The sequence below is a fragment of the Rhodanobacter sp. G2-10 genome (genome assembly GCF_055809185.1).
In genome coordinates this window covers 2,048,955-2,068,794 of the sequence record NZ_CM147900.1, presented here as the reverse complement: position 1 = coordinate 2,068,794, position 19,840 = coordinate 2,048,955, and the positions used below count along the sequence as shown (strand labels likewise).

Genomic DNA, 19,840 nt, shown 5'->3' with positions numbered 1-19,840 from the left:
CATACTCCTTCGGCATGGACGATGCTGGTTATTAGAAGCAACAAGCCAACAAACAAGTAGCGAGAAATAGGTGATTTCATAGTCAGCCTCCAGCCAATGTTGGACCAGCTGGCTTGACCACATCAGCCTGAACGGTGCTTGCGTTGCCGGGCATGCGGCCAAGATTGAGGCCGTCTGCACGACCTCCGCTTTGTTGCGCAGTGTTGGCATATGCATTGTTAACGAGCGTCGCATACCCCCCATACCCATAGCTCCCCGGCGGCTGCCCCTGCGGTCCTAGCCGGTTTGTCGCCCCCATGCCAAACGCTGAATACGTCAGGAAATTGCCCAACGTCCCCTGGAAGAACATGGCGGCCATCGGTGGCACGGACACGATCAGCACGGTGAGCAGCAGGCCGATGCCGCCTTGCTGCAGGGCCTGGCTGGAGAAGCCTTCGGAGCCGGTGTCGAGGATGTGGTTGACGATGCTGGCTGACCACAGGGCAGCGGCCACGTTGATGGTCAGCTTCAGCACGATGCTGGTGACTACGTACAGTACGGCGATGGAAAACAGGGTGCCGATGCCGTAGAGCAGCCAGCGCTGGAACAGCGACTTGGTTTGCTCGAAGATCAGGCACAGGATGAACAGCGGGCCCAGGCCAATGAACAAGGCCATGGCGAACTGGTACATCAGCAACATGGCGCCGGCGGCCATCGGTGGGCCGGCGGCACCGAGGCCGGCAAGCAACATGGCATGGGCCTTCTGTTGCACCGAAGCGGTATCGCCCGGAGGTACCTGCACCACGTCGATGGCTGCCAGGCTCAGTTGCGTGACGGCCATGTTCTTGTCGATGGCGCTTACCGGGGAGTCCTCTCCCGAGACGACTTGACTGATTTCCGAGCCCAGCGCGCCGTTGGCCGAGAGGTATTGCTGCAAGTCACCACCAAAAATGCTCATGGTGGTGGCCGCGGTGACGATGATGGCGATGCGGGTCATGTTCATGACCATCGCCATCATTGAGTCGCGCGATTGACCCGTGATCAGCCGATAACCCTGGATCATGATCCACAGCGTGACCAATACCAGCGCAATGCCGCTGGCCCACGCCATCATGTGAGCAAGAATATTGTCCTCGAAAATCTGAATCTGATGTTGCAAGTAGTCATAGACGAGAACAAAGTAAACGTAATTGCCCAGATTTGTCATGGCCTGTCCTGCGCTGCACCAAGCGCTCGGTGTGCGGAATATTTGTCGATTGCCAGCCTGCGAATCATTGGTTGATGGTGAAAGCGGCTTTCAGCGCGACTGCGTTTACCACATTGCCCAAAACGGTATTGCTTCCACTCAGTGCGACTTTGGCAAGAACGCCCTGTTGATGCTGCAGTGTCGCGATCATGGCTTCATCTGCGGCTATCTGTTGCTTCCAGGTGTCGCCGGCCGTCTGCAGCTGCGCCAGATATTGCTCGGCCTGGGATGTCGCGCTGCTTGATTCGCCAAACGTACTGATTGCATTGACGATGCCGCTCAGCTTTTGCACGGTACTTTGCTGCGCGGTCAACGCTCCCAGGGCTTTGGACGTGATGTTGTACTCGTCCACCTGCAGCATCACGATTTCCCGACAGATCAAATTCTGGCGTTCCGTTATGGATTGATTGCTACTGCCCAAAAGGCTGTCAATTGCGCCAGTGACGACGCCACCCAAAGGCGCGCCCGGGCAAGCCTGGTCGACCAGCTTGTCTTGTTGCGCTGGGCTGAGCGGTTCAAGGGTTTTGGGGAACAGTGAGATGCCGTTGCCCAGGCTCTCGATTTTGGTCAACATCTGCCTGAGCTGCTCCACTTCGGTGGCATATTGCTGAATCTGCTTCGTGTATTGCAGGATTTGCTTGGCGAGTTGAGTGGCTTGTGTGGCGTTGGAGGTGGCCTTGGCGCCCTCGAGAATGGGATCGCTGACGATGACCTGCGCTCTCGCCGCACTGGCTGCCAGTCCGCAGGCCAAGGAAAGTGCCAGAGCGCTTCCCTTGTTGGGGCGGAAGCGGTGCGCGGCTTTGATCGAGGACAAGGTAGGCATGAGGTGATCCTCCACGTTAGCGAGCTGCCACGCGCGGGCTGCGCGGGCTTGGTTGGGTGGGTTTTTGCTTGCCGCTACCCTTGCGGTTTTCATAGAAGTCGCTGAGCCATTGCTCGGGCCGTAGTGAGTCGACGCTGACGCCTTCGGCGGTGGCTCGTTGCTGCAGGACCTCGTGCATGATCTCGATGTTGTCGGTGGAGGCGGAGATCACGGCAAGGGCGTCGTCCATGCCGCGCAGGTTGAGTTGGCATACCGCGCTGGCATGGCCTTGCTTGACGAGGAAGCAGCGCGAGCGTTCGTCCAAACTTACGACGACCTGATACTCGGCGTCTGTCAGCTTCAGCCCATCGACGTAGTCCTCCCTGCTCGCATTGGGGTTGGGCAGGAGGATCATGGTGGCAGTCTGCTCGATCAGGGCGGCGGCAATGTCGCTGGCCAGTGCGTCCTCCGGGCTCTGGGTGGCGAAGATGCCGAGCCCGTTCTGCTTGCGGATGGTTTTCTGTTTGTTCTTGGCGAACTCCTTGAGCCCGCCCTTGCCGTCGAGGATCTTCCAGAATTCGTCCATCACGTAGATCAGCGGACGACCGTCGATCAGTGCCTCCAGCCGGTGCAGGAGGTAGTTGATGACCGGCACGCGCACTTCGGGGTTGTCGATCAGCTCGGTGTAGTCGAAGCCGATGATGTGGGTCTTTTCCAGGTCGATGGTGTCGACTGGATTGTCGAACACCCAGCCCAGCGAGTTGCCTGCCGTCCACTTGCGCATGCGGATAAACAGGCCGTCGTCACCCATGTTGGGCAGGCTCTTCTGGAAGTTGGCCATGGAGCGCAGGTGCATCGGGGTGTCGAGAATGTTCTCGACAGCGCGGAAGATGTCCTCTTCCTCGCGCGAGCTGTAGACACTTTTGCCTGCCAGCACTTTCACCAGGTCGCCAAGGAATTGCACGTTGGCTTCGGTGCGCTCGCAGTGGAACGGATTGAAGCCGGTGGGCTGCCCGTTTTCCAGCGCCAGATAGTTGCCGCCGCAGGCGCGCACGAAGATCTCGGCGCCGCGATCCTTGTCGAAAAAGAAAATGGTGGGGGAGGGCGTGAGCTTCTGCACCTGGCTCAGCAGGAAGTTGATCAGCGCGGTCTTGCCGGTGCCGGACTTGCCGATGACCATGGTGTTCGCGATGGCTTTCTCGCCGAGCGAGTTCTCCGCCGGGTGGGTGGCGTGGAAGTTGAAGTAGTAGGCCTGCCCGTTGGTCGTCTGCAGGATGGTGACGCATTCGCCCCAGGGGTTGTTCTCCTTCTTGCCGGTGGCGAAGTTGTGCAGCGGCGACAGGCCGAGGAAGTTCAGTGAACTGACGTTGGCCAGTCGGGTGCGGTATTTCCAGTTGCCGGGGAACTGCGCGTAGAACGCGGAGGTGACGGCCAGGTCCTCCTTCACCGAGACGAAGCCGGCATTGGAGAGTTCGGCGCGGGTGCTGGCGATCTGGTGCGAGAGCGCCTCCTGGCTGGCGGCGTAGATCGCCATGGTGAAGTGATATTCACCGAGCACGAAGTTGCCGGAGGCGAGCTGGTCCATGGCGTGGTCCAGCTCGGCGATCTGGCTGAACGCCTTGTCGCCGGAGGAGACCATCATGCCCTTGGTGCGGTCCAGCGCCTTGAGCGCGTCCTGGCGTCCCATCGGGCTGAACGAATGGGTGATGACGTATTCGAAATCCAGGTACTTGAGGCCGTTGAGGATGCCCGGATAGGTGCCGTCGGTGTATTCCTTGATGTTGAGGATGGCGCCGAAGTGATTGATGCCGTCGGGCGTGGTGATCACGTAGTCGCCGGTCTTGGCGGAGAAGCGCTGTTTGCTCACCGGCAGGTAGTCGTAGACGGGCGCACTGAGCACGGGCACCGGTTCGTCGATGCGGTTCAGCAGGTAGCCGTACAGCTCCAGCGCCTCGGAGAACACCACACCATTGGCGGCCTCGTACATGCCCAGGCGATAGGGCGCATAGTCTTTCAGCACGGCCTCGACGTTGCCTGCCAGCTCCAGCATGGTGTTCACGGCGTCGCGCTGTTCGGACTCCAGCCGAGCGACGTCGGCGGACATTTCCGCGAAGCGTTTGCCCGACACGATGGGTCGATACATCATCGTGAGATACAGCTCGTTCTGCATCAGCTTTTGTGCCGACAGAGTCTTGAAGTACGTGTCGGACATGTCCTGGTTGAACGGCTGGGCGAACCGGCTATCGTCTTTCAATCGCCGCCGACGTCGTACGTCGTGCACCCAGAACGCCACGTTGACGAAGTCCGGTGCGCGCAGCGTCTGCAGCATGCGGTTGAACGAGTTGTGGCGGTGTTCGATCTCCCACTCCTCACGCCCCACGAAGGGCAACCCACCCAATCGCCACACCAGCAGGAAGTCGCCGCCGGTGGTCTTCAGCACCGTGGGTGACACGTGCGTGGACAACGGCAGGAATTCCGCGATGGGCGTGTCGGGCGTGAATGCGGGTTTGGGCTTGGGCATGGTTCTCGTCCGGCATGGCGCCGCGCCATCGGGGCCGCGGCGCCTGCTTCAGGTCACGATTTGTCTTTGCTCTGACCACGATGGCTGTTGGGGGTGAATACCCACATACCGTCGTTGTCGCCGAGATTCCTGATCCGGGTGCGAAACTGCAGGCGCAGCCCGAGCAGCCGGAAGATCATCTCGTCGCGACGTGCCATCTGTCGCATCACGAAGATGACCACCGGCAGCAGCAACAGGTAGAAGAAGTTGGTGTACACCGCCAGCAGAAAGCACCCGCCCGCCGCCATGAAAAACGGGATATATGGCACGCCCATGAACATCGGTGGACGGGTGCATCCGCGGAACAGTGCGTCTTTATGCATAGTAGTTGAGCAGGTGCGTCACCACGCTTGCCGTGCATTCGGTGGCGCCAGCTCCGGTAGTGCTGCCGGCAAGGAACATCTTCGCGATCTGTCCGGCCGCACCGATCAGCACCGCACCGATCAGCACCGGCGCCACATCACCGATGCGCTTGTGCGCAAAGGCGATCTGGTAGCCGGAGAAGATCACGGCGATGGTCACGACCACGATCGAGATCGCATTGAGGATCTTGTTGATGTTGGTGGCGAATTTGCACGTGGTGTCGATCGTGCCCTGAGCGTCCTGCGCGAAAGCGAAATTCGGCAAAAGCAGCATGACGAAGGCTGCTGCGCACAAGAACAAGAACAGCCGTGTGCGCTGAGAGTTGAGGATGTTGTCGTTGCCGAGTGAGTTCGTGACCATCACATTTGTCCTTGTTGATAGTTGGAAAAGCGGCGGCCATCGTTGGATGGCCGCCTGGGGTCGACCGCGGCCTGCGGTCGGGTTTGCTGCGTCGTGCCCCGGTGCGGCCGGGGCGATTTGGTGGCGGTGACGCCACGGGAACGCGCACCGAAGTGCCCGTCAGGTAAAGCCAGTGCCGCAGCTTTCGCGGCTTCAGAAAACGAATGAGGAATCACGTTGCTCCCTGCGCAGGTCGGCGCGATCAGCAGCTGGCTTGTTCACGCGTTGCACGACCACTGCTGGTGATGCGGGCGGATCATTGGGACCGCGAACCTGTGGCTCGAATACGCCGTCGTCCGTCAGGCGTGGGGTGCCAGCTTCAGCGGAATGCGGACTCTCCGCGGTCGGTGTCGGTTGCGAGATTGCGTTGGCGGGCGCGGATGGTGGGGGCGTCTGTCCGGCCGTATTGTCAGACCAGCGTTGTGTCACGGTTTGCGCAGGGACAGTGGCTTCCACATGTGCCGATTGACCCGCTGAGGACACCACCAGCGGCAGGACGGCGGCTGCTGCGGTGTCGATGGCGATGCTGCGCAAGGCCACGCGGTATTGCGGGCTGTCGCTGCCATACACCACCATCGGTCGCAGCGCGGCTTTGCTTGCGGGAAGGTGTGCTGTCGCGGTCGTGGAAGCAATCAGTGGAATGCTGTGGTCGACGGGAGCAGAGAGCGCGGAGACTGCCTGCTTTGCTTCCGCGTCGCGGTTGATCGAGGCGTACACCTTCTGCACATAGCCATCGCGGTAACCGGTGGTGAAATTGCCCGAGTAGTAGCAGCTGAACGCCTTGCCCCAGTCGCCGTGCGCGCTGCCGTAGCAGCTGGCGAGAATCTGCGCACCGGCGGCGAGGTTGTCGCAAGTGTTGAAGGCCCTGCGGTACGAGTCCAGCCCGTAGCGCCCAAGATTGGCCCGATTGACCTGGGCGATGCCGACCGAGAAGTTGTAGCCCTTGCTTTCGAGCATCCGGGCGGTGGCGAGCGCCTCATCCATGTTGCGCGGTTGCCGCGCGAGCTGGCCGCCGACGACGCCGATCGCGTAGGGATTGGCGCCGGACTCGACCTGCACGATGTGCTGCATCACCTGGGGCGAAACGGCGAGGTTGGGGCAGGCCAGCATTTCCATTCCGGGCAACATTCAGACTTCCTTGAAGTCGCGCTGCGGATCGAAATCGATGCCGGTGATGTGGCGGCTGCCGTCATGGGCCTTGATGTGGACCAGGATGTCGATGGTCATCTTGAGCAGGCGCTTGATGGTGCCGAATTCCAGGCCGGCGCCTTCGCGGGAAGCCTTGACCATGAGTGCCAGCTGGTCCCAGGTTTGCTCGGTGCTGCCCGCGTGGCAACTGGTGATCGAACCGGGATGGCCTGAAGCGCAGTTCCTGATGAAGTAGAACGATTCGTCTCCGCGCAGCTCGGCCAGGATGATGCGGTCCGGCTTCATGCGCAGACACGCCTCCATGCAGCTCTTTGCGGTGACGTTGCTGGCGCTTTGGCCACCCTTGGAGTAGAGCAGATGGACCACGTTGGGCTGGTCGATGAACAGCTCGCGCGCGTCCTCGATGGTCACCAGACGCTCGTGGTCGGGAATATGGTGGACCAGCGATTTCATGAAGGTGGTCTTGCCGCTGCCGGTGGCACCGGAGACCACGATGTTTTTCTTGTGCAGCACGGCCTTGCGGAAGAACTCCGCGTAGTTCCGCGCCGCACGCAGTTCCAGCAGCTCGCTGTCCACCTCGTTCAGCCCGTGATTGACTTCCACGATCTGCTTGAAGAAGCCGTCACTTTCATATTGCGCCAGGGTCCTGCGCTGCTTCGATGGCAGGCGGATGGTGATCGAGACGCGATCGGCCTCGCAGGCTGGCGGGATCACGAACTGCGCGCGCTGGCCGGTGGGGAAGGTGAGCGACACCACCGGATCCACATCGGTGATGCGCTGACCGGTGTTGCTCTCGTTGATCACCGCCGTGCAGAACTGTCGCGCGCGCTCGAAGGTCAGCGAGGGCACTTCGATGCGCTGCCAGCCCTGGCGATTTTCCACGTACAGTTCGCCGGGACGATTGATGCAGATCTCCGTGACATCGGGCGAGGCCATGTGCTCGCGCACGCCCAGCACCTCGTACTGGTAGTCGAGGAAGTCGTTGGAGATCTGTGTGGTCACATCGTCCATGGAAATATCGGCAGTCAGGGATCGGGATGGCACATTCAGAAGCGGGCAACCACGCCGCTGAAATCCACGTCCTTGGCCACATAGACGTAGATGATGGTGCCCTGGTTGATGGTGACGGTGGGCGGGCGGTTGGCGGCTTCACGCACGGCCTGATCGGCCAGTTGCTGCACGGTTTGCGCGGTGTTGCTCTCGTACGGTGACTGGGTGACGAAGCCGTTGCCGATGGTGGTGTTTCTTGGGCCGTGTTTGGCGGCTTCGTACTTGAACGCGTCGCTGAGCATGCTGATGAACAGCGCCGAGCTGACCCGCTGTGCCCAATGTGCGTCGTAGTAACCGGGAAGACCGGCGCCACCGAGGTTGTCCATACCGGGGCTCTTCATGTTCACGTCGATGCCGGTGGGCGTGATGATGCGATCCCAGATCACCTGCATGCGATCGCCGACCGGCTTGGAGTGGTAGGAACCAAGAAGTTTGGAGCCCTTGGGCAGCAGCAAGGTGTGCCCGTTGAACGAGTACACGGGTTCGGTCACCAGGCAGGTGGTGAAGCCGGGTACGTCGGAGACAATGCGGGTTTCCAGCACGCAGCGGATATAGGTCCCGCGCTGCATCAGGGTGTCAGGGTGGGGCAAGGGCTGGGCGCTGGTGGGACCGGCTTGCTCGCCGGTGGGCAGTTGCGCGGTCATGCCGGAGCCAGCGGCTTGCGGATTGGTCGGGGCATCGCCTTCGCCTTCTCCGTTGCTGGCAGCGATCCGCCGTTGCAGCAGGTTGGGGCCGCTGGAGACCGGCGGCTGCGCCGGTGAGGGAGGCAGGGGTGGCGACTTGGGCAGTACCGGGATCGGCTCTGCCGGTGCGGGTGCCGGTGTGGGCGACGTCGGAGGCAGTTGCGGCATGCGCAGGTTGTTGGGTGCCTCGGCGACGGTCACTTTTTCCTCGCGCGGCTTGGGTCGTTCACGACGACTGCCCGCGCTGGTGAACATCCAGTAGGCGACGAACAGCAGCAGCAACACCACCGCGCCGAGCAGGAGCAGCGCGCGCCGGTTCATCCGGCGCAGTTCGGTGGCACGCAGCTGGGGTGCGTTCGCATCCAGGTCGGGTTCGGCGGCACGGTGATGTTGGCTGGCGTAGGGGTTGCCGGCGAGGGGTTCGCGGCCATCGCGAGGGGCGTCTGCCCGTTGGCCCTCGGTACGCTCGTCGTCGGGGTGCTGGGGAGTATTCACTTTCGCGTATTCCTGCGCAGGCCCACGACATCTTTGCCGTGGCGAATGACCAGATAGTTGTAGGTGCCGTGGACGATGATGGTGTTGCCTTCCACCGTGGTGTTCACCAGCGAGTCCTCACCGTGTGCCTGCTCGCGCATATACACGGCAGGAAAGTCGCCGGTGGGGAATTGCTTGAGGTCGCTCATCCTGAGGTAGGTGAAACGGCCGTCGTCGTAGACATTGACTGGTACCAGCCACGGCGCGGCCTTGCTTTTGGTGGCGTAGTCGTAGTTGAAGTCGTAGCTGCGATTGGGCAGCAACTTGCTGTTCTGCGCCGGAGTCTGCAACTGCTTCTTTTTCTCGTGGGCAAAGCTGGTGTCGGCCGGATACGTGAACGTGATCTTGTATTGCACGCCGTCACGCCGGGCCTGGGCAAGGGTCTTCCAGTCCGTCGCCACCACCTTCAGTTCGAAGATGTATGAATGCGTGGCCGTGCGCACCATCATGTTGGTGTCCACATCCACATTCTTTGGTTTCAGGTAGAAGACGTTGTCGCGACGGGTCAGATCCCATCCGCTGCTGAAGCCCGTGCTGTAGTCGAGAATCTTTTCGTTGGGGCTGAGCTCGATCTGGGTGGTGATGCCGAGGCCGGTGCGCACCGGGTAGATCGTGTCGGGGGCGTATGCATAATGGGTCAACACCTGCTCGGCACCGAACGATGGCGTGACGGCAGTGGTGAGGCAAAGGGCAGCTCCGAGCCACCAGATGCTTGATCGGTTCATCGGGAACCTGCTCCATGGATGATGTCTGTGGCGGTCTCTGCGGCAGGCGTGACGGTCACCGGCGCGATCTCGTTGTTCGCGGGGGCTGCGGGTGCCATGGGTGCGGGTGCCACGGATGCAGCGGGGAACTCCGGCGGCGGCGCGGTGGCGTAGTCGTCGTCGACCCGGTAACTGGTGACCCAGAAGCCCAGTGGATTCTCGATCCGGCTTTGGTCGTCCATCTCCAGGTTTTGCTTGTAGGTGAACGCCATGGTGGCGATCTTGTTGTCGATCGGGCGGGTGGCACCGGTCTGCTTGTTGTAGAGGCTTCGTTGGAAACGCACGGTGGCGCCGCGGGGTGTTCTTCCGGGGCCGCCGCCGATCAGCTGGATGCTCAGCAGCTTGACGCGAATGGCCTGGTCCTTGCCGTATTGCTTGACCAGACTGTCCGGGTTGCCGTTCGAGAACAGCTGCACATAAGGGGCCTTGACGCCGGGGGCTGCCATCGTCTGCACGGTTTTCCAGTCGTGCAGGTTGAGCAAATCCAGATCGTAAGACTCGCGTGCGAGCACGAAGTGCGCCACGTTGCTGCGGTTGACGGCTTCGCGCGTGGTGATGCCGCGCATCGCGAAATCACCGTCGAGCCGCGCCACGGTCGCGGTACCGGTGTACGCGTCGGCCATGATCAGATAGGGCACCTTCTGCTTCAGCGGAAGCATGTAGTAGTAGCCACCGGAGATGATGAGGGCCATGGCCACTGCGCACCACGCCACCCACCAGGCGCGGCGTTCGCTGCGTCGCGCGAGGTCGGCGATGGTGAGTTCGAACTGTGTCGATTGCGCCAGGCTGCGATCGATCGAGGTGCCGGATGTCTTTATTCTTCCCATCAGCAAATTGCCATCTGGACGGCTGGATCAAGACCTTGCGAGCTCATGGTTTGATGGCCTCGGAGCCGGCTTTCCCGGTGGATGCATCAGGCGCGGGAGGAGACGGGCTGTCGGTCGACTGCACCAGTATTTCGCCGGGCTGCGCAATGACCCGGACGCCCTGTGCCGCGTAGATGTCGTTGAGCTGGGATGCCGCAGCGTCGAGATCCGTGGTGCGTATCGCGGCAACCGGTTTGTACAACGTCACGTCGTAGCTCAACTCGTAGCGCAGCGTGCGATCGGTATCGTTTGCCCAGCGCGAGAGCATTGATTTCAACGTCTCGTCGATGGGCGCGGCGAAGTAGGTGTATTGCACGTGCAGGGGTATCTCGGTCGGCGCAGATCGATACCGATTGACGGGGCGCCAGGAACCGCCGAAGTCCTTTGCCGGTGGTGTACCGCAGGCAGCGAGAAGCAGGGTGGCAAGTGCCAGCATGCCGACCGCAGTTCGGCCAAGAATCTTCTCTTTCACATCAACCTCAAGCGTGAGTGCGGCTGTCCGCCGCGCATGGTGAGCATGCTGTCGATGGCGTTCTGGCCAGCAAACCTTCAAGGCCGCAAGTCGCTGCCGCCTCATGGACAAGCCAATGCCTTGAATTCAGAAAGGGGTAGCCCCTGTTTCCCCTGCAGATCATGCGAGTACACCAACAGTCCGATGTCGTGGGTCACTTGCGCGCTCGAAACCATGCCGGGCATCGCAAGACTTGTACTGCTCAGGTGCCGGACATTGGTTGCAATCAATTGACTGATTACGAACCAAGCGGCGGTTCGATCCCCCTGATCGAACGGTCGCCATGATCCGGTGCGAATTGCTCACCGTCAACCCGAAATGGCTAGGAAAATTTCCTACGCTGTGTGATCTGTTTCACGGTTGCCCATGTGCCGTACTCGTGGTAGCTGCGCGCGCTCACACGTCGAGGTTCCGGACGAATAATTGCGCGCCAAAGTGCCGTGAAATCGCTTGATTCAAGCGGTATGCGCGTAATGCTTGAGGTGCTGATGTTGCCGTCGCAACGTCTGCCTTGTTGCCGCTTTCGGCAGCGCTCATCTGCTGGAGCAAGAGCACGGAACCTACGGCGTGACCGGCTCGCGCCTGTGCCCATTTCGGAATTCGCCTACGCAGTGCAGGTCTCGCCACCGCGGTCAGGAATGCGTCCTGCGAAGGCTCGCCGTGACGACTCAAGCGGGCGGCGGCTCGCTGTGCTGATCTTCTCGTGATCACCGAGGTGACGGTGCGCGCACCATGGACGGGCTCGTCCGCATCGACGTAGCGCGCCACGCGCAGACCAGGTGCCTGCAGTGTCAGATGGCGGGCGTTGAATCTTGCCGGCGTGGGCAATGGTGTTGCCGGCTCGCCGGCTTTCCTTCCTCAAGGCGCGATGCAGGTCGTTCCGCTTGCCGACGCAATGGCTTCGCCGGGCCTCAGTGGTGCGAGATGGCCTTCATGCATTCCCTTCGTCCACCATTGCCAGTGACCACCCACGTAGCGAGCGCCGTCGGCGGATCTGGCGGTTTGCAGATGGTGGGTGTCGCCGTCGAAGGTGAGCACGGCGGTGTCGTGATCCGGATAGGTGGCCTTCACCGTGCGGTGGTCATCGCAGTGGTGGGTGATGACGTTCGCTTCGGCGGCCGGAGCGGGCTCGTTGGCGGGTTTGAACGCCGTGGCTGTATAGATGGATGACTTGCCATAAGCACCGCACAGATGTCCCGCAAACGCCGCGGAGATGACGTGCTTGCCGATCGCGAGCGAGACGTGGGCAGGCGATTCGCAATGGCCGTGGTCGTAGACGTTGCTGGAAACCCAGCGGATGTCGCTGGTGACGGTAGCACCAGGCGCGAGTGTGATTGCTGTCGGTGCTGGATCGGCGTCGGACGGACTGTTCGTGGTGATCTCCAGTGTCCGCTGGTCTGCATCCGTAAAGGTCAGCGACGGCTGTGCGGAAATGGTGCAGGCGGTCGTTCCGGTATGGCGCAACACCAGCATCGTGCCGGAGTGGGACATGCCGTTGAACCGGCCGTCGCCGTTGTCGAGGCTGAATGCCAGTTGCGATGGCGCGCAGATGTCAGGCTGGGCTTGCGTCGGATTTGCTCGGCTCGGACCTGTCAGGGGTGGTTGCGATGAACAGGCTGCGAGCATCAGCAGCGGCAAGCCGAAGACCAGCGCACTGCGCAGGGTTGTCCAGTTCAGGGAGGAGGTCAGGCGGCAACCACCTGCATGTTCCGTTGCCGATACCGCAGGCTGTGCATTCATTCGCGATGTCCTTGATGGAGAACGATCGCTGACGCTAACACGCAGGTTGCGAAACTCTTGTGTGAACGGAGCCGCTGGCGCCGGTCCCGGTTTGCGGGTGGGATTGGCCAGGAAGTCGGTTTGGCATCGGATCAGGGCGTCGACCCGGCTGATGCAGGCTCCGTCGGTTTGAATGGCACCGCCGGCCCGGGCTTGAGGCCATTGCGCCAGCGTGCCAACTGTTGCTCGATGCCGCTGCCGATGTCGATCTGCGGTTCGGACGGGATCAGTTTGTCCTGCTTTTCCCATTTCGCGATTTCGCTGCGGGCACGCGTGAACGCGTCGACGAAGTTGTCGGTGTGATTCAGTGCGTCTTCCAGCCAGGCGTGACCGAAGTAGGTGATATCCGATTCGCTGCCGCAGCCGAACGAGCTGCGATCGCTACGCGCCGCGGTGAGCACGAGCGTGCCGGGACCGCGCAGCGGCGGTATGAAACCGCCGGAGTAGCAGGCGTTGATCACCAGGACTTTCCACTTGAAATGATGCATGGCGAGGATGCCGGCGAGGTCCGGTGCGCCGATCTGGTCCAGCGGCAGCGGATCCATGTCGACCAGCAAGGTGTGATCTTCGCTGCCGTGGCTGGTGACGTACAGCAGCAGGATGTCCTCGTCCGGGTGCATGATTTTGTGGAGGCCGCCGAGCGCGGCCTCCAGATTGCTCCAGCTGGCCAGCGGGTGCGTGGTCAGCGAGGCCGGATTGTTTTCAAGTATCAGGCTGTGCGCGCGCGGCCCGAAACGGGTGGTGAAAAGTTGCGCCGCGTATTCGGCTTCGTTGCGGAACACGTCTTCTGCGCCGTCGCCCGCGAAAGTCAGTACGTACAGGTTCGGCTTGCCGGCCACGCGAGGGGAGAGTGCGGCCAGAGCGTCGCGGACCAGGCCTGGTTGCGCATAGATCACTTGTTCCGGACTGGGTCCGGAGTCCGGCCAGTCATTCGCAGGTCCGGCGTCGCCTCCGGTAGCGTCCCCGGAGACCTGCGGTGCGACGCTTGTCGCTACCGCGGCTGTCGTGGGAGTTTCCGGGGTGGGCAATGTGGCTGGTGGTGCGCGGCCCGGTATCCACAGCATCAGCAGGATGCCGGCGGCGAACGCCAACAAGATGGTCAGGACGGTACGCATGGCGGCTCGTGTGTCACCCGGTCACGGTGACGGCGCCGAAATCCCGATAGACGGGATGCCGAGGCGACGTGGGCAGCGGGTGTGGTTCGCGTATCAGCCAACCGGTGTGGAAGCCGGCCGTTTGCGCCGCATCGAGCTCCTCGGCGATGTCGGAGAGAAACAGGAGATGCCGCGGTTGCTCCTCGATGGCCTCCGCGATGCGGCGATAGGACTCGGCCTCGCGCTTGGGCCCGGTTTCCGTGTCGAAATAGCCGGCGAACAACGGCGTGAGGTCGCCGGCTTCACTGTGGCGGAAGAACAGCTGCTGGGCCTGCACCGAGCCGGAGGAATAGACATACAGGCGCAGCCCGTCGGCGCGCCAGTTGCGCAGGCGCGCAGCCACTTCCGGGTACATGTGGGCGCGATAGGCACCGGATTCGTAGCCATCCTTCCAGATCATGCCCTGCAGGGCTTTCAACGCGGTGGATTTGCGGTCCTGGTCGATCCATGACAGCAGCAGCTCGATCACCTCCTGCCGCTCGGCTTCGATCATTCCGGCCTCACGCGCCGCTTCATGCAGCCAGCGCTGGACTTCAGGCCGGTCGGCGTGCGTTTCGACGAAGGCGGGCAGGCGTTTGCGCGCGAAGGGAAAAAGCACGTCGCGAACAAAGCTGATCGAGCTGGTGGTGCCCTCGATGTCGGTGATGATGGCGCGGATTTCGATCATGGCGGCCGGGAGTGGGAGTTCGGGATTGGGGGATTCGGGATTGGCAAGAGCCGCGTTGGTGAGCGTCTCCTACCTCGCGGCTTGCATGCGGGGAAAGCGGGCGGCGATCTCGTCGCCGGTGAAGTTGGCGACCCAGCCGTCCTTGTTGGTGAACAGACGGATCGCCACGAAGAAGGGTGACTCGCTCATGTCGAACCAATGGCGGGTGCCATCCGGCACACCGATCAGGTCGCCCTGCTCGCACAGGATGTCGTAGACCTTGCTGTCCACGTGCAGGGTGAACTGGCCGGAGCCGGCCACGAAGAAACGTACCTCGTCTTCGCTGTGGGTGTGTTCGCCGAGAAATTTCTGGCGCAGCGCGGCGCGGTCCGGGTGATCGGGCGTCAGGCTGATCACGTCGACGGACTGATAGCCGGCTTCGCTCATCAGGCGGTCGATGTCAGAGCGATAGGCCGCAATCACCTCGTCCTGGCTGGCCCCGGGAACCACCGGCTTGTTCGCCTGCCACTGTTCGAAGCGCACGTCGATCTTGCCGAGTTCGGCAGCGATCGCCGCGTGGTCGTCCAGCGTAGCCAGGGCGGTCGTGGGGTCGCCTTCATCGAAAATGCGAAGTTGACTCATGGTGTCCTCAACATTCTAAGGTCCAGTTCGCAACCGAGCAGGAACTCCAGCGCCTCGAGGTGCCGCTCGGCTTCGGCCATGTCGCGGCCCCAGGTGTAGATGCCGTGGCCGTCGATCAGATAGGCGTGCAGTGGTCTGCCTGCGTCCAGCCATGCGTCGACCCGGACTACCAGCTCGGGCATGTGCTGGGTGTTCGGGAATACCGGGATTTCCAACACGCTTTCGTGCGTGTCATGGCCGTTGATGGCTTTTTGCAGCTCCCAACCTTGCAGGCGGATTGCACCCTCGCTGGCGAACAGGCGCGAAGCCACACTTTGCGTGCGCGAATGAGTGTGCAGCACGGCGCCTGTCTCTGGCCAGTGGCGGTAAAGCTGCGTATGCAAGGCGGTTTCGGCGCTTGGTCGTGCGTCGGTGCCAACGGCTCGGCCTTGCAGGTCGATCAACATGATGTCATCGCGACCGAGCTTTCCCTTGTCACGACCGGACACGGTGATGGCGGCGTGTGCCGGATCGATGCGCGCAGAGAAATTGCTGCTGGTCGCCGGGGTCCAGCCCTTGCCAGCCAACGCGCGGGCAGTCGTCGCAATGCGGTCGGCACAGGCGTTGAACTGGTCGGCGCTGATGGTGCGTGGCAGGGTCTGGCTCATGTGATTTGGACGTCCAAATGAAGGCGCGATGATAGCACGCAGGATGATTGGTCCCTGGAGTAATGAGAGTCATTCTCGCAAGTCAGGAAACATTGCGTACGCGGGCGTACCATCGCCGTGGAACCGGCGCGGTGTGTGTCGGCTGAAAACGATGGAGGCTTGTCCATGTCGAACGAGAAAGATATCGAATCGCGTCGTCGATTCCTGAAGGTAGCTGCCGGTACCACCGCGGCAGCAGTGGTGATGGGCGGTTTGCCACGTTTCGCACGTGCGGCCGACCTGCCGCCGTTGAGCCCTTCCGATCCGACGGCGAAGGCATTGGACTACGTGGAAGACAACACCAAGAGCACCAATGCCAAGCACAAGGCGGGTGACGACTGCACCAACTGCCAGTTCTACTCCGGTGGCCCCACCGGTCGTGGTCCGTGCCAGTTGTTCCCTGGCAAATCCGTGAACGCGAAGGGCTGGTGCGTATCGCACACACCGAAGAAAGCCTGATCGCAAAGCAGACCATCGAAAAGGCCGGCGAATTCGCCGGCCTTTTTTCATTTGTGCGTGACGCTTGAGGGTAGGTTGCTTCCGCCGCCACTGATCTGGGCGCGAATTGGATCCCGGGACAGCAAATGGTGCTTTGAAATCAGGACAAAGTGCGGCCCGGTGGCATCAGGCTGAGGAGCTGCTTACCTGATGCACCGGGCCGCGATCCGGGGCCCACTGCCAAGTGATATACCCTCGGACTGAGGATCATACTCCCGAGATCGGCGAATGAGCGACCCCCTCCGCAAAGATTCCTTGGGAGCGAGCTGAGAATATGCGTAAAATCAATGATTTAACATTGATTTTACGAGTAAGTCCGCAAGTTCCCGGGCTTCTGGCCAAAGTTGGATTTTGACCGAACATGTCAACACTTATACGGAATTCACAGGATTTCACCGAAAATCAGCGAAATTTCGTCACCGAGTCTTCCTGCGCGGTCTGACGCAGCACGCTGTGGCGCCGGCTGTACAGGAAGTAGATCGCGAAGCCGAGCAAAGTCCAGATGCCGAGAATGGCCCAGTTGAACCAGTCCAGGCTGAAGAGCAGGGCGAAACAGCTGGCCACGCCGGCGAGGCAGGTGAACCAGACCCACGGCACGCGGAACGTGCGCGGCAGGTTCGGCATGGTGTGACGCAGGATCAGCACGCCGCCGCACACCGCCGAGAACGCGATCAGGGTGCCCATCGAGGTGAGGTTGGCGAGCAGGTCCAGCGGGAACACGGCGGCCAGCAACGCAATCATGCTGCCGGTGATCAGGGTGTTGATGTGCGGCGTGCGGTAGCGCGGATGCACCTTGGCAAACACCTTCGGCAGCATGCCGTCTCGCGCCATGATCATGAAGATGCGGGGCTGCGCGATGATCATCACCAGGATCACCGACGACAGGCCGATCATTGCGCCGATTTCCACGATCAGGCGCAGCCAGCCGAGCTGCGGAATGGCTGCCACCGCGGTGACCACGGGTTCGGCGGTATCCAGCATCGTATACGGAACCAGACCGGTCAGCACGGCAGCCATCGCCAGATACAGCACGGTGCAGATCACCAGCGAGACCAGGATGCCGAACGGCAGGTCACGCTGCGGCGTCTTGCATTCCTGGGCGGCGGTCGAGGTCGCCTCGAAGCCGATGTAGGCAAAGAACACCATCGCCGCGCCGCGCATGATGCCGGACCAGCCGTACTTGCCGTCACCCTGGGGCTCCGGAATGAACGGGTGCCAGTTTTCCGGGTTCACGTAACGGTAGCCGGCCACCACCACGATGATGATCAGACCCACCTTGACCAGCACCATCAGCGCATTCAGGGTGGACGATTCACGGATGCCGATGTAGCAGAGCCAGGTGAGTGCCATCACGATGCCGACAGCCGGCAGGTTGAACAGGTGGCCGGTGGCCACGAGCTGGCCATTGGTGAATGCCAGCGGCGCCTCGGTCAGCGCCTGGGGCAGATGCAGGCCCATGTGATCGAGCAGGCTGGTGAAGTAGCCCGTCCAGCTGGCTGCCACGGCCGAGGCCGAGATGCCGTACTCGGCGACCATGTTCCAGCCGATGAACCAGGCGGCCAGTTCGCCCAGCGAGGCGTAGGCGTAGGAGTAGGAACTGCCCGAGATCGGGATCAGGGTGGCGAACTCGGCATAGCACAACGCGGCAAAACCGCTGCAGATCGCCGCGATGATGAAGGAGATCAGCACGGCAGGGCCGGCATGTTCGGCGGCGGCCGTACCCGTGACCACGAAAATGCCGGTACCGATCACGGCGCCGATGCCCAGCGCGGTAATGCCCCATGGTCCCAGCGTGCGACGCAGCGCCGGGCCGTGCGCGTGGTCGTCGTTGCTGAAATCGGTCTTGCGCGCGAGTAGCTGATTGAGCATGGGCTGAAAGTCTTGGCGAGGCGGGGCGGAGCAGAAACGTTGCGGCCGGCGCTTGGGGCGTCGGCCGCGTTCGAGGTCAGTTGGCGTTCGTGCGCAACTTGCTGTTGCGATAGCCGTAGAAGCCGTAGATCAGGAACCCGATGGCAATCCAGCCGACCATCAGCGGCCAGCGTACCTCGAATGCCTGCCAGAACAGGAACAGGCAGGCGATGGCGCCGAGCGGGCATACCAGCCACGGTAGCGGTACGCGGAATGCGCGCGGAATGTCAGGGCGTGTGCGGCGCAGCACGAGCACGCCGATGCATACCGTCGCAAACGCCAGCAAGGTGCCCATGGAGACCAGGTCGCCCAGGACATCGACCGGAAACAGGCCTGCCAGCGCCGCCGCGATCACGCCAACCAGAATCGTGCCGACGTAGGGCGTGCGGTGTTTTGCATGCAAGCGCCCGAGTGCCGGCGGCAACAGGCCATCGCGCGACATCGAATAGAAGATGCGTGGCTGGCCCATCAACATCACCAGCACCACCGAGCTCAAGCCGGCAAGGGCGGCGAAGATCACCAGTATCTTCAGCGTGCTCAGGATGTAACTGGAGGCACCACCCGGGGTAATCGTGCCCATCACGTAATTGATGGCGGTGGCCACGGGTTCTGGCGTATTGAGCATGCGGAAGGGAGTGGTGCCCGTCATCACGGCAGCCATCGCGATGTACAGGATCGTGCAGATCAGCAGCGAGCCCAGGATGCCAATCGGCATGTCACGTTGCGGATTCTTGGCTTCGCCGGCAGCAGTGGAGACCGCATCGAAGCCGATGTAGGCAAAAAACACCAGGGTTGCTCCGCGATAGATGCCGCTCCATCCGAACTTCGAGCCGCCCTCGTTCGGCGGGATGAATGGATGCCACAGCTCGGGGTGGATGTAGTTGAACATCACGATCAGGAACAGCACGATCACGGTCACCTTGATCGCCACGATGATGGCGTTGACGGTGGCCGATTGGGTGATGCCGAGGTAGCACAGCCAGCTGATGGCGCCGACGATCAGGATGGCGGGCAGATTGATCAGTGCGCCGGTGAAAACCAGCTTGTGGCCGCCGTCGGCAAAAGTGAGCGGCGCCGAGGAAAGCGCCGCCGGCAAGTTGAAGTTGATGCCGGTTCCCGCGGTGAGCATGCGCAGCATTTCGCCGAAGTAGCCTGACCAGGCCACGGCGACAGTCGAGGCGGCGAACAGGTATTCGAGCACCAGCGCCCAACCGACGAACCAGGCAACCACTTCGCCGAGGGTGGCGTAAGAGTAGGAATATGCGCTGCCGGATACCGGCAGCATCGCGGCAAACTCCGCGTAGCACATGCCGGCCAGACCGCAGGCGACTGCGGCAATCAGGAAGCTGAGAATCAGCGCGGGCCCCGCGAACTGGGCGGCTGCCGTGCCGGTGATGGCAAAGATGCCGGCGCCGATGACCGCGCCGATGCCGAGCATGACCAGATGTCGTGCGGTCAAGACGCGCTTGAGGGTGACTTCACCCTCGGCACTGCCTTCGACCGGTTCGCCCGCGTCGACGTGAGGCATCGCCTCGATGGCATGAGTGGCAAAAAGACCTTTTGTCATCGAGCTCCCCTCGGGTGATTTCGTGTGCCGGCGTCCGCTCTGTGGCGGATGAAT

The 19,840-nt window shown here is 61.9% G+C and carries 19 protein-coding genes; 1 reads left to right on the top strand and 18 read right to left on the bottom strand.

Annotated features, from left to right (window positions below):
• Nucleotides 1-82: 82 nt before the first annotated feature.
• The 16 genes from AC0L58_RS09540 to AC0L58_RS09465 all read right to left on the bottom strand — a co-directional run bounded on the left by AC0L58_RS09540 (nucleotide 83) and on the right by AC0L58_RS09465 (nucleotide 15,774).
• Nucleotides 83-1,186 carry a TrbL/VirB6 family protein gene (locus AC0L58_RS09540; RefSeq protein WP_473682787.1) on the bottom strand — a complete coding sequence of 368 codons (1,104 nt, stop codon included), beginning with the start codon at nucleotides 1,184-1,186 and terminating at the stop codon, nucleotides 83-85.
• A gap of 64 nt (nucleotides 1,187-1,250) precedes the next feature.
• The gene (locus AC0L58_RS09535) at nucleotides 1,251-2,048 is read right to left on the bottom strand and encodes a hypothetical protein (protein WP_473682785.1); all 798 of its coding nucleotides are present in this window, start codon (nucleotides 2,046-2,048) and stop codon (nucleotides 1,251-1,253) included.
• A 16-nt stretch (nucleotides 2,049-2,064) separates the two neighbouring features.
• Nucleotides 2,065-4,548 carry a VirB4 family type IV secretion/conjugal transfer ATPase gene (locus AC0L58_RS09530; RefSeq protein ID WP_473682783.1) on the bottom strand — a complete coding sequence of 828 codons (2,484 nt, stop codon included), beginning with the start codon at nucleotides 4,546-4,548 and terminating at the stop codon, nucleotides 2,065-2,067.
• A 53-nt stretch (nucleotides 4,549-4,601) separates the two neighbouring features.
• Nucleotides 4,602-4,910 carry a VirB3 family type IV secretion system protein gene (locus tag AC0L58_RS09525; protein WP_473682781.1) on the bottom strand — a complete coding sequence of 103 codons (309 nt, stop codon included), beginning with the start codon at nucleotides 4,908-4,910 and terminating at the stop codon, nucleotides 4,602-4,604.
• On the bottom strand, nucleotides 4,903-5,310 hold the full coding sequence (locus tag AC0L58_RS09520; protein WP_473682779.1) for a TrbC/VirB2 family protein: 408 nt from the start codon (nucleotides 5,308-5,310) through the stop codon (nucleotides 4,903-4,905). Before AC0L58_RS09520 ends, AC0L58_RS09525 begins: the two co-directional genes overlap by 8 nt.
• Nucleotides 5,311-5,502: 192 nt before the next feature.
• Complete coding sequence (locus AC0L58_RS09515; RefSeq protein WP_473682777.1) at nucleotides 5,503-6,477, bottom strand: lytic transglycosylase domain-containing protein; 975 nt, start codon at nucleotides 6,475-6,477, stop codon at nucleotides 5,503-5,505.
• The gene (gene virB11, locus AC0L58_RS09510) at nucleotides 6,478-7,509 is read right to left on the bottom strand and encodes a P-type DNA transfer ATPase VirB11 (protein ID WP_473682775.1); all 1,032 of its coding nucleotides are present in this window, start codon (nucleotides 7,507-7,509) and stop codon (nucleotides 6,478-6,480) included.
• A gap of 35 nt (nucleotides 7,510-7,544) precedes the next feature.
• Nucleotides 7,545-8,726 (bottom strand): TrbI/VirB10 family protein, encoded by a 1,182-nt coding sequence (locus AC0L58_RS09505; RefSeq protein ID WP_473682773.1) that lies wholly within the window; start codon nucleotides 8,724-8,726, stop codon nucleotides 7,545-7,547.
• Nucleotides 8,723-9,490: a TrbG/VirB9 family P-type conjugative transfer protein gene (locus AC0L58_RS09500; protein ID WP_473682771.1), complete on the bottom strand. Its 768-nt coding sequence runs from the start codon at nucleotides 9,488-9,490 to the stop codon at nucleotides 8,723-8,725. The genes AC0L58_RS09505 and AC0L58_RS09500 overlap by 4 nt, the downstream gene beginning before the upstream one ends.
• Entirely contained in the window at nucleotides 9,487-10,356 is an 870-nt protein-coding gene (locus AC0L58_RS09495; RefSeq protein ID WP_473682769.1) for a VirB8 family type IV secretion system protein, read from the bottom strand. Before AC0L58_RS09495 ends, AC0L58_RS09500 begins: the two co-directional genes overlap by 4 nt.
• A gap of 43 nt (nucleotides 10,357-10,399) precedes the next feature.
• Nucleotides 10,400-10,831, bottom strand: a complete 432-nt coding sequence (locus AC0L58_RS09490) for a hypothetical protein (RefSeq protein ID WP_473688670.1) — start codon at nucleotides 10,829-10,831, stop codon at nucleotides 10,400-10,402.
• Nucleotides 10,832-11,764: 933 nt separating this feature from the next.
• Nucleotides 11,765-12,646: an MliC family protein gene (locus AC0L58_RS09485; RefSeq protein ID WP_473682767.1), complete on the bottom strand. Its 882-nt coding sequence runs from the start codon at nucleotides 12,644-12,646 to the stop codon at nucleotides 11,765-11,767.
• A gap of 131 nt (nucleotides 12,647-12,777) precedes the next feature.
• On the bottom strand, nucleotides 12,778-13,800 hold the full coding sequence (locus tag AC0L58_RS09480; RefSeq protein WP_473682765.1) for a C13 family peptidase: 1,023 nt from the start codon (nucleotides 13,798-13,800) through the stop codon (nucleotides 12,778-12,780).
• A gap of 13 nt (nucleotides 13,801-13,813) precedes the next feature.
• On the bottom strand, nucleotides 13,814-14,506 hold the full coding sequence (gene mtnC, locus AC0L58_RS09475; protein WP_473682763.1) for an acireductone synthase: 693 nt from the start codon (nucleotides 14,504-14,506) through the stop codon (nucleotides 13,814-13,816).
• A gap of 69 nt (nucleotides 14,507-14,575) precedes the next feature.
• The gene (locus tag AC0L58_RS09470; RefSeq protein WP_473682761.1) at nucleotides 14,576-15,127 is read right to left on the bottom strand and encodes a 1,2-dihydroxy-3-keto-5-methylthiopentene dioxygenase; all 552 of its coding nucleotides are present in this window, start codon (nucleotides 15,125-15,127) and stop codon (nucleotides 14,576-14,578) included.
• The gene (locus AC0L58_RS09465; RefSeq protein WP_473682759.1) at nucleotides 15,124-15,774 is read right to left on the bottom strand and encodes a methylthioribulose 1-phosphate dehydratase; all 651 of its coding nucleotides are present in this window, start codon (nucleotides 15,772-15,774) and stop codon (nucleotides 15,124-15,126) included. Before AC0L58_RS09465 ends, AC0L58_RS09470 begins: the two co-directional genes overlap by 4 nt.
• A gap of 165 nt (nucleotides 15,775-15,939) precedes the next feature.
• Between AC0L58_RS09465 and AC0L58_RS09460 the strand changes: the two genes are divergently transcribed.
• On the top strand, nucleotides 15,940-16,272 hold the full coding sequence (locus tag AC0L58_RS09460; protein ID WP_473682757.1) for a high-potential iron-sulfur protein: 333 nt from the start codon (nucleotides 15,940-15,942) through the stop codon (nucleotides 16,270-16,272).
• A 441-nt stretch (nucleotides 16,273-16,713) separates the two neighbouring features.
• On the opposite strand, the gene AC0L58_RS09455 is transcribed toward AC0L58_RS09460, so the two are convergent.
• Nucleotides 16,714-18,180, bottom strand: coding sequence for an amino acid permease (locus AC0L58_RS09455; RefSeq protein ID WP_473682755.1), 1,467 nt, complete (start codon nucleotides 18,178-18,180; stop codon nucleotides 16,714-16,716).
• A 76-nt stretch (nucleotides 18,181-18,256) separates the two neighbouring features.
• Entirely contained in the window at nucleotides 18,257-19,786 is a 1,530-nt protein-coding gene (locus tag AC0L58_RS09450) for an amino acid permease (protein ID WP_473682753.1), read from the bottom strand.
• Nucleotides 19,787-19,840: the final 54 nt, after the last annotated feature.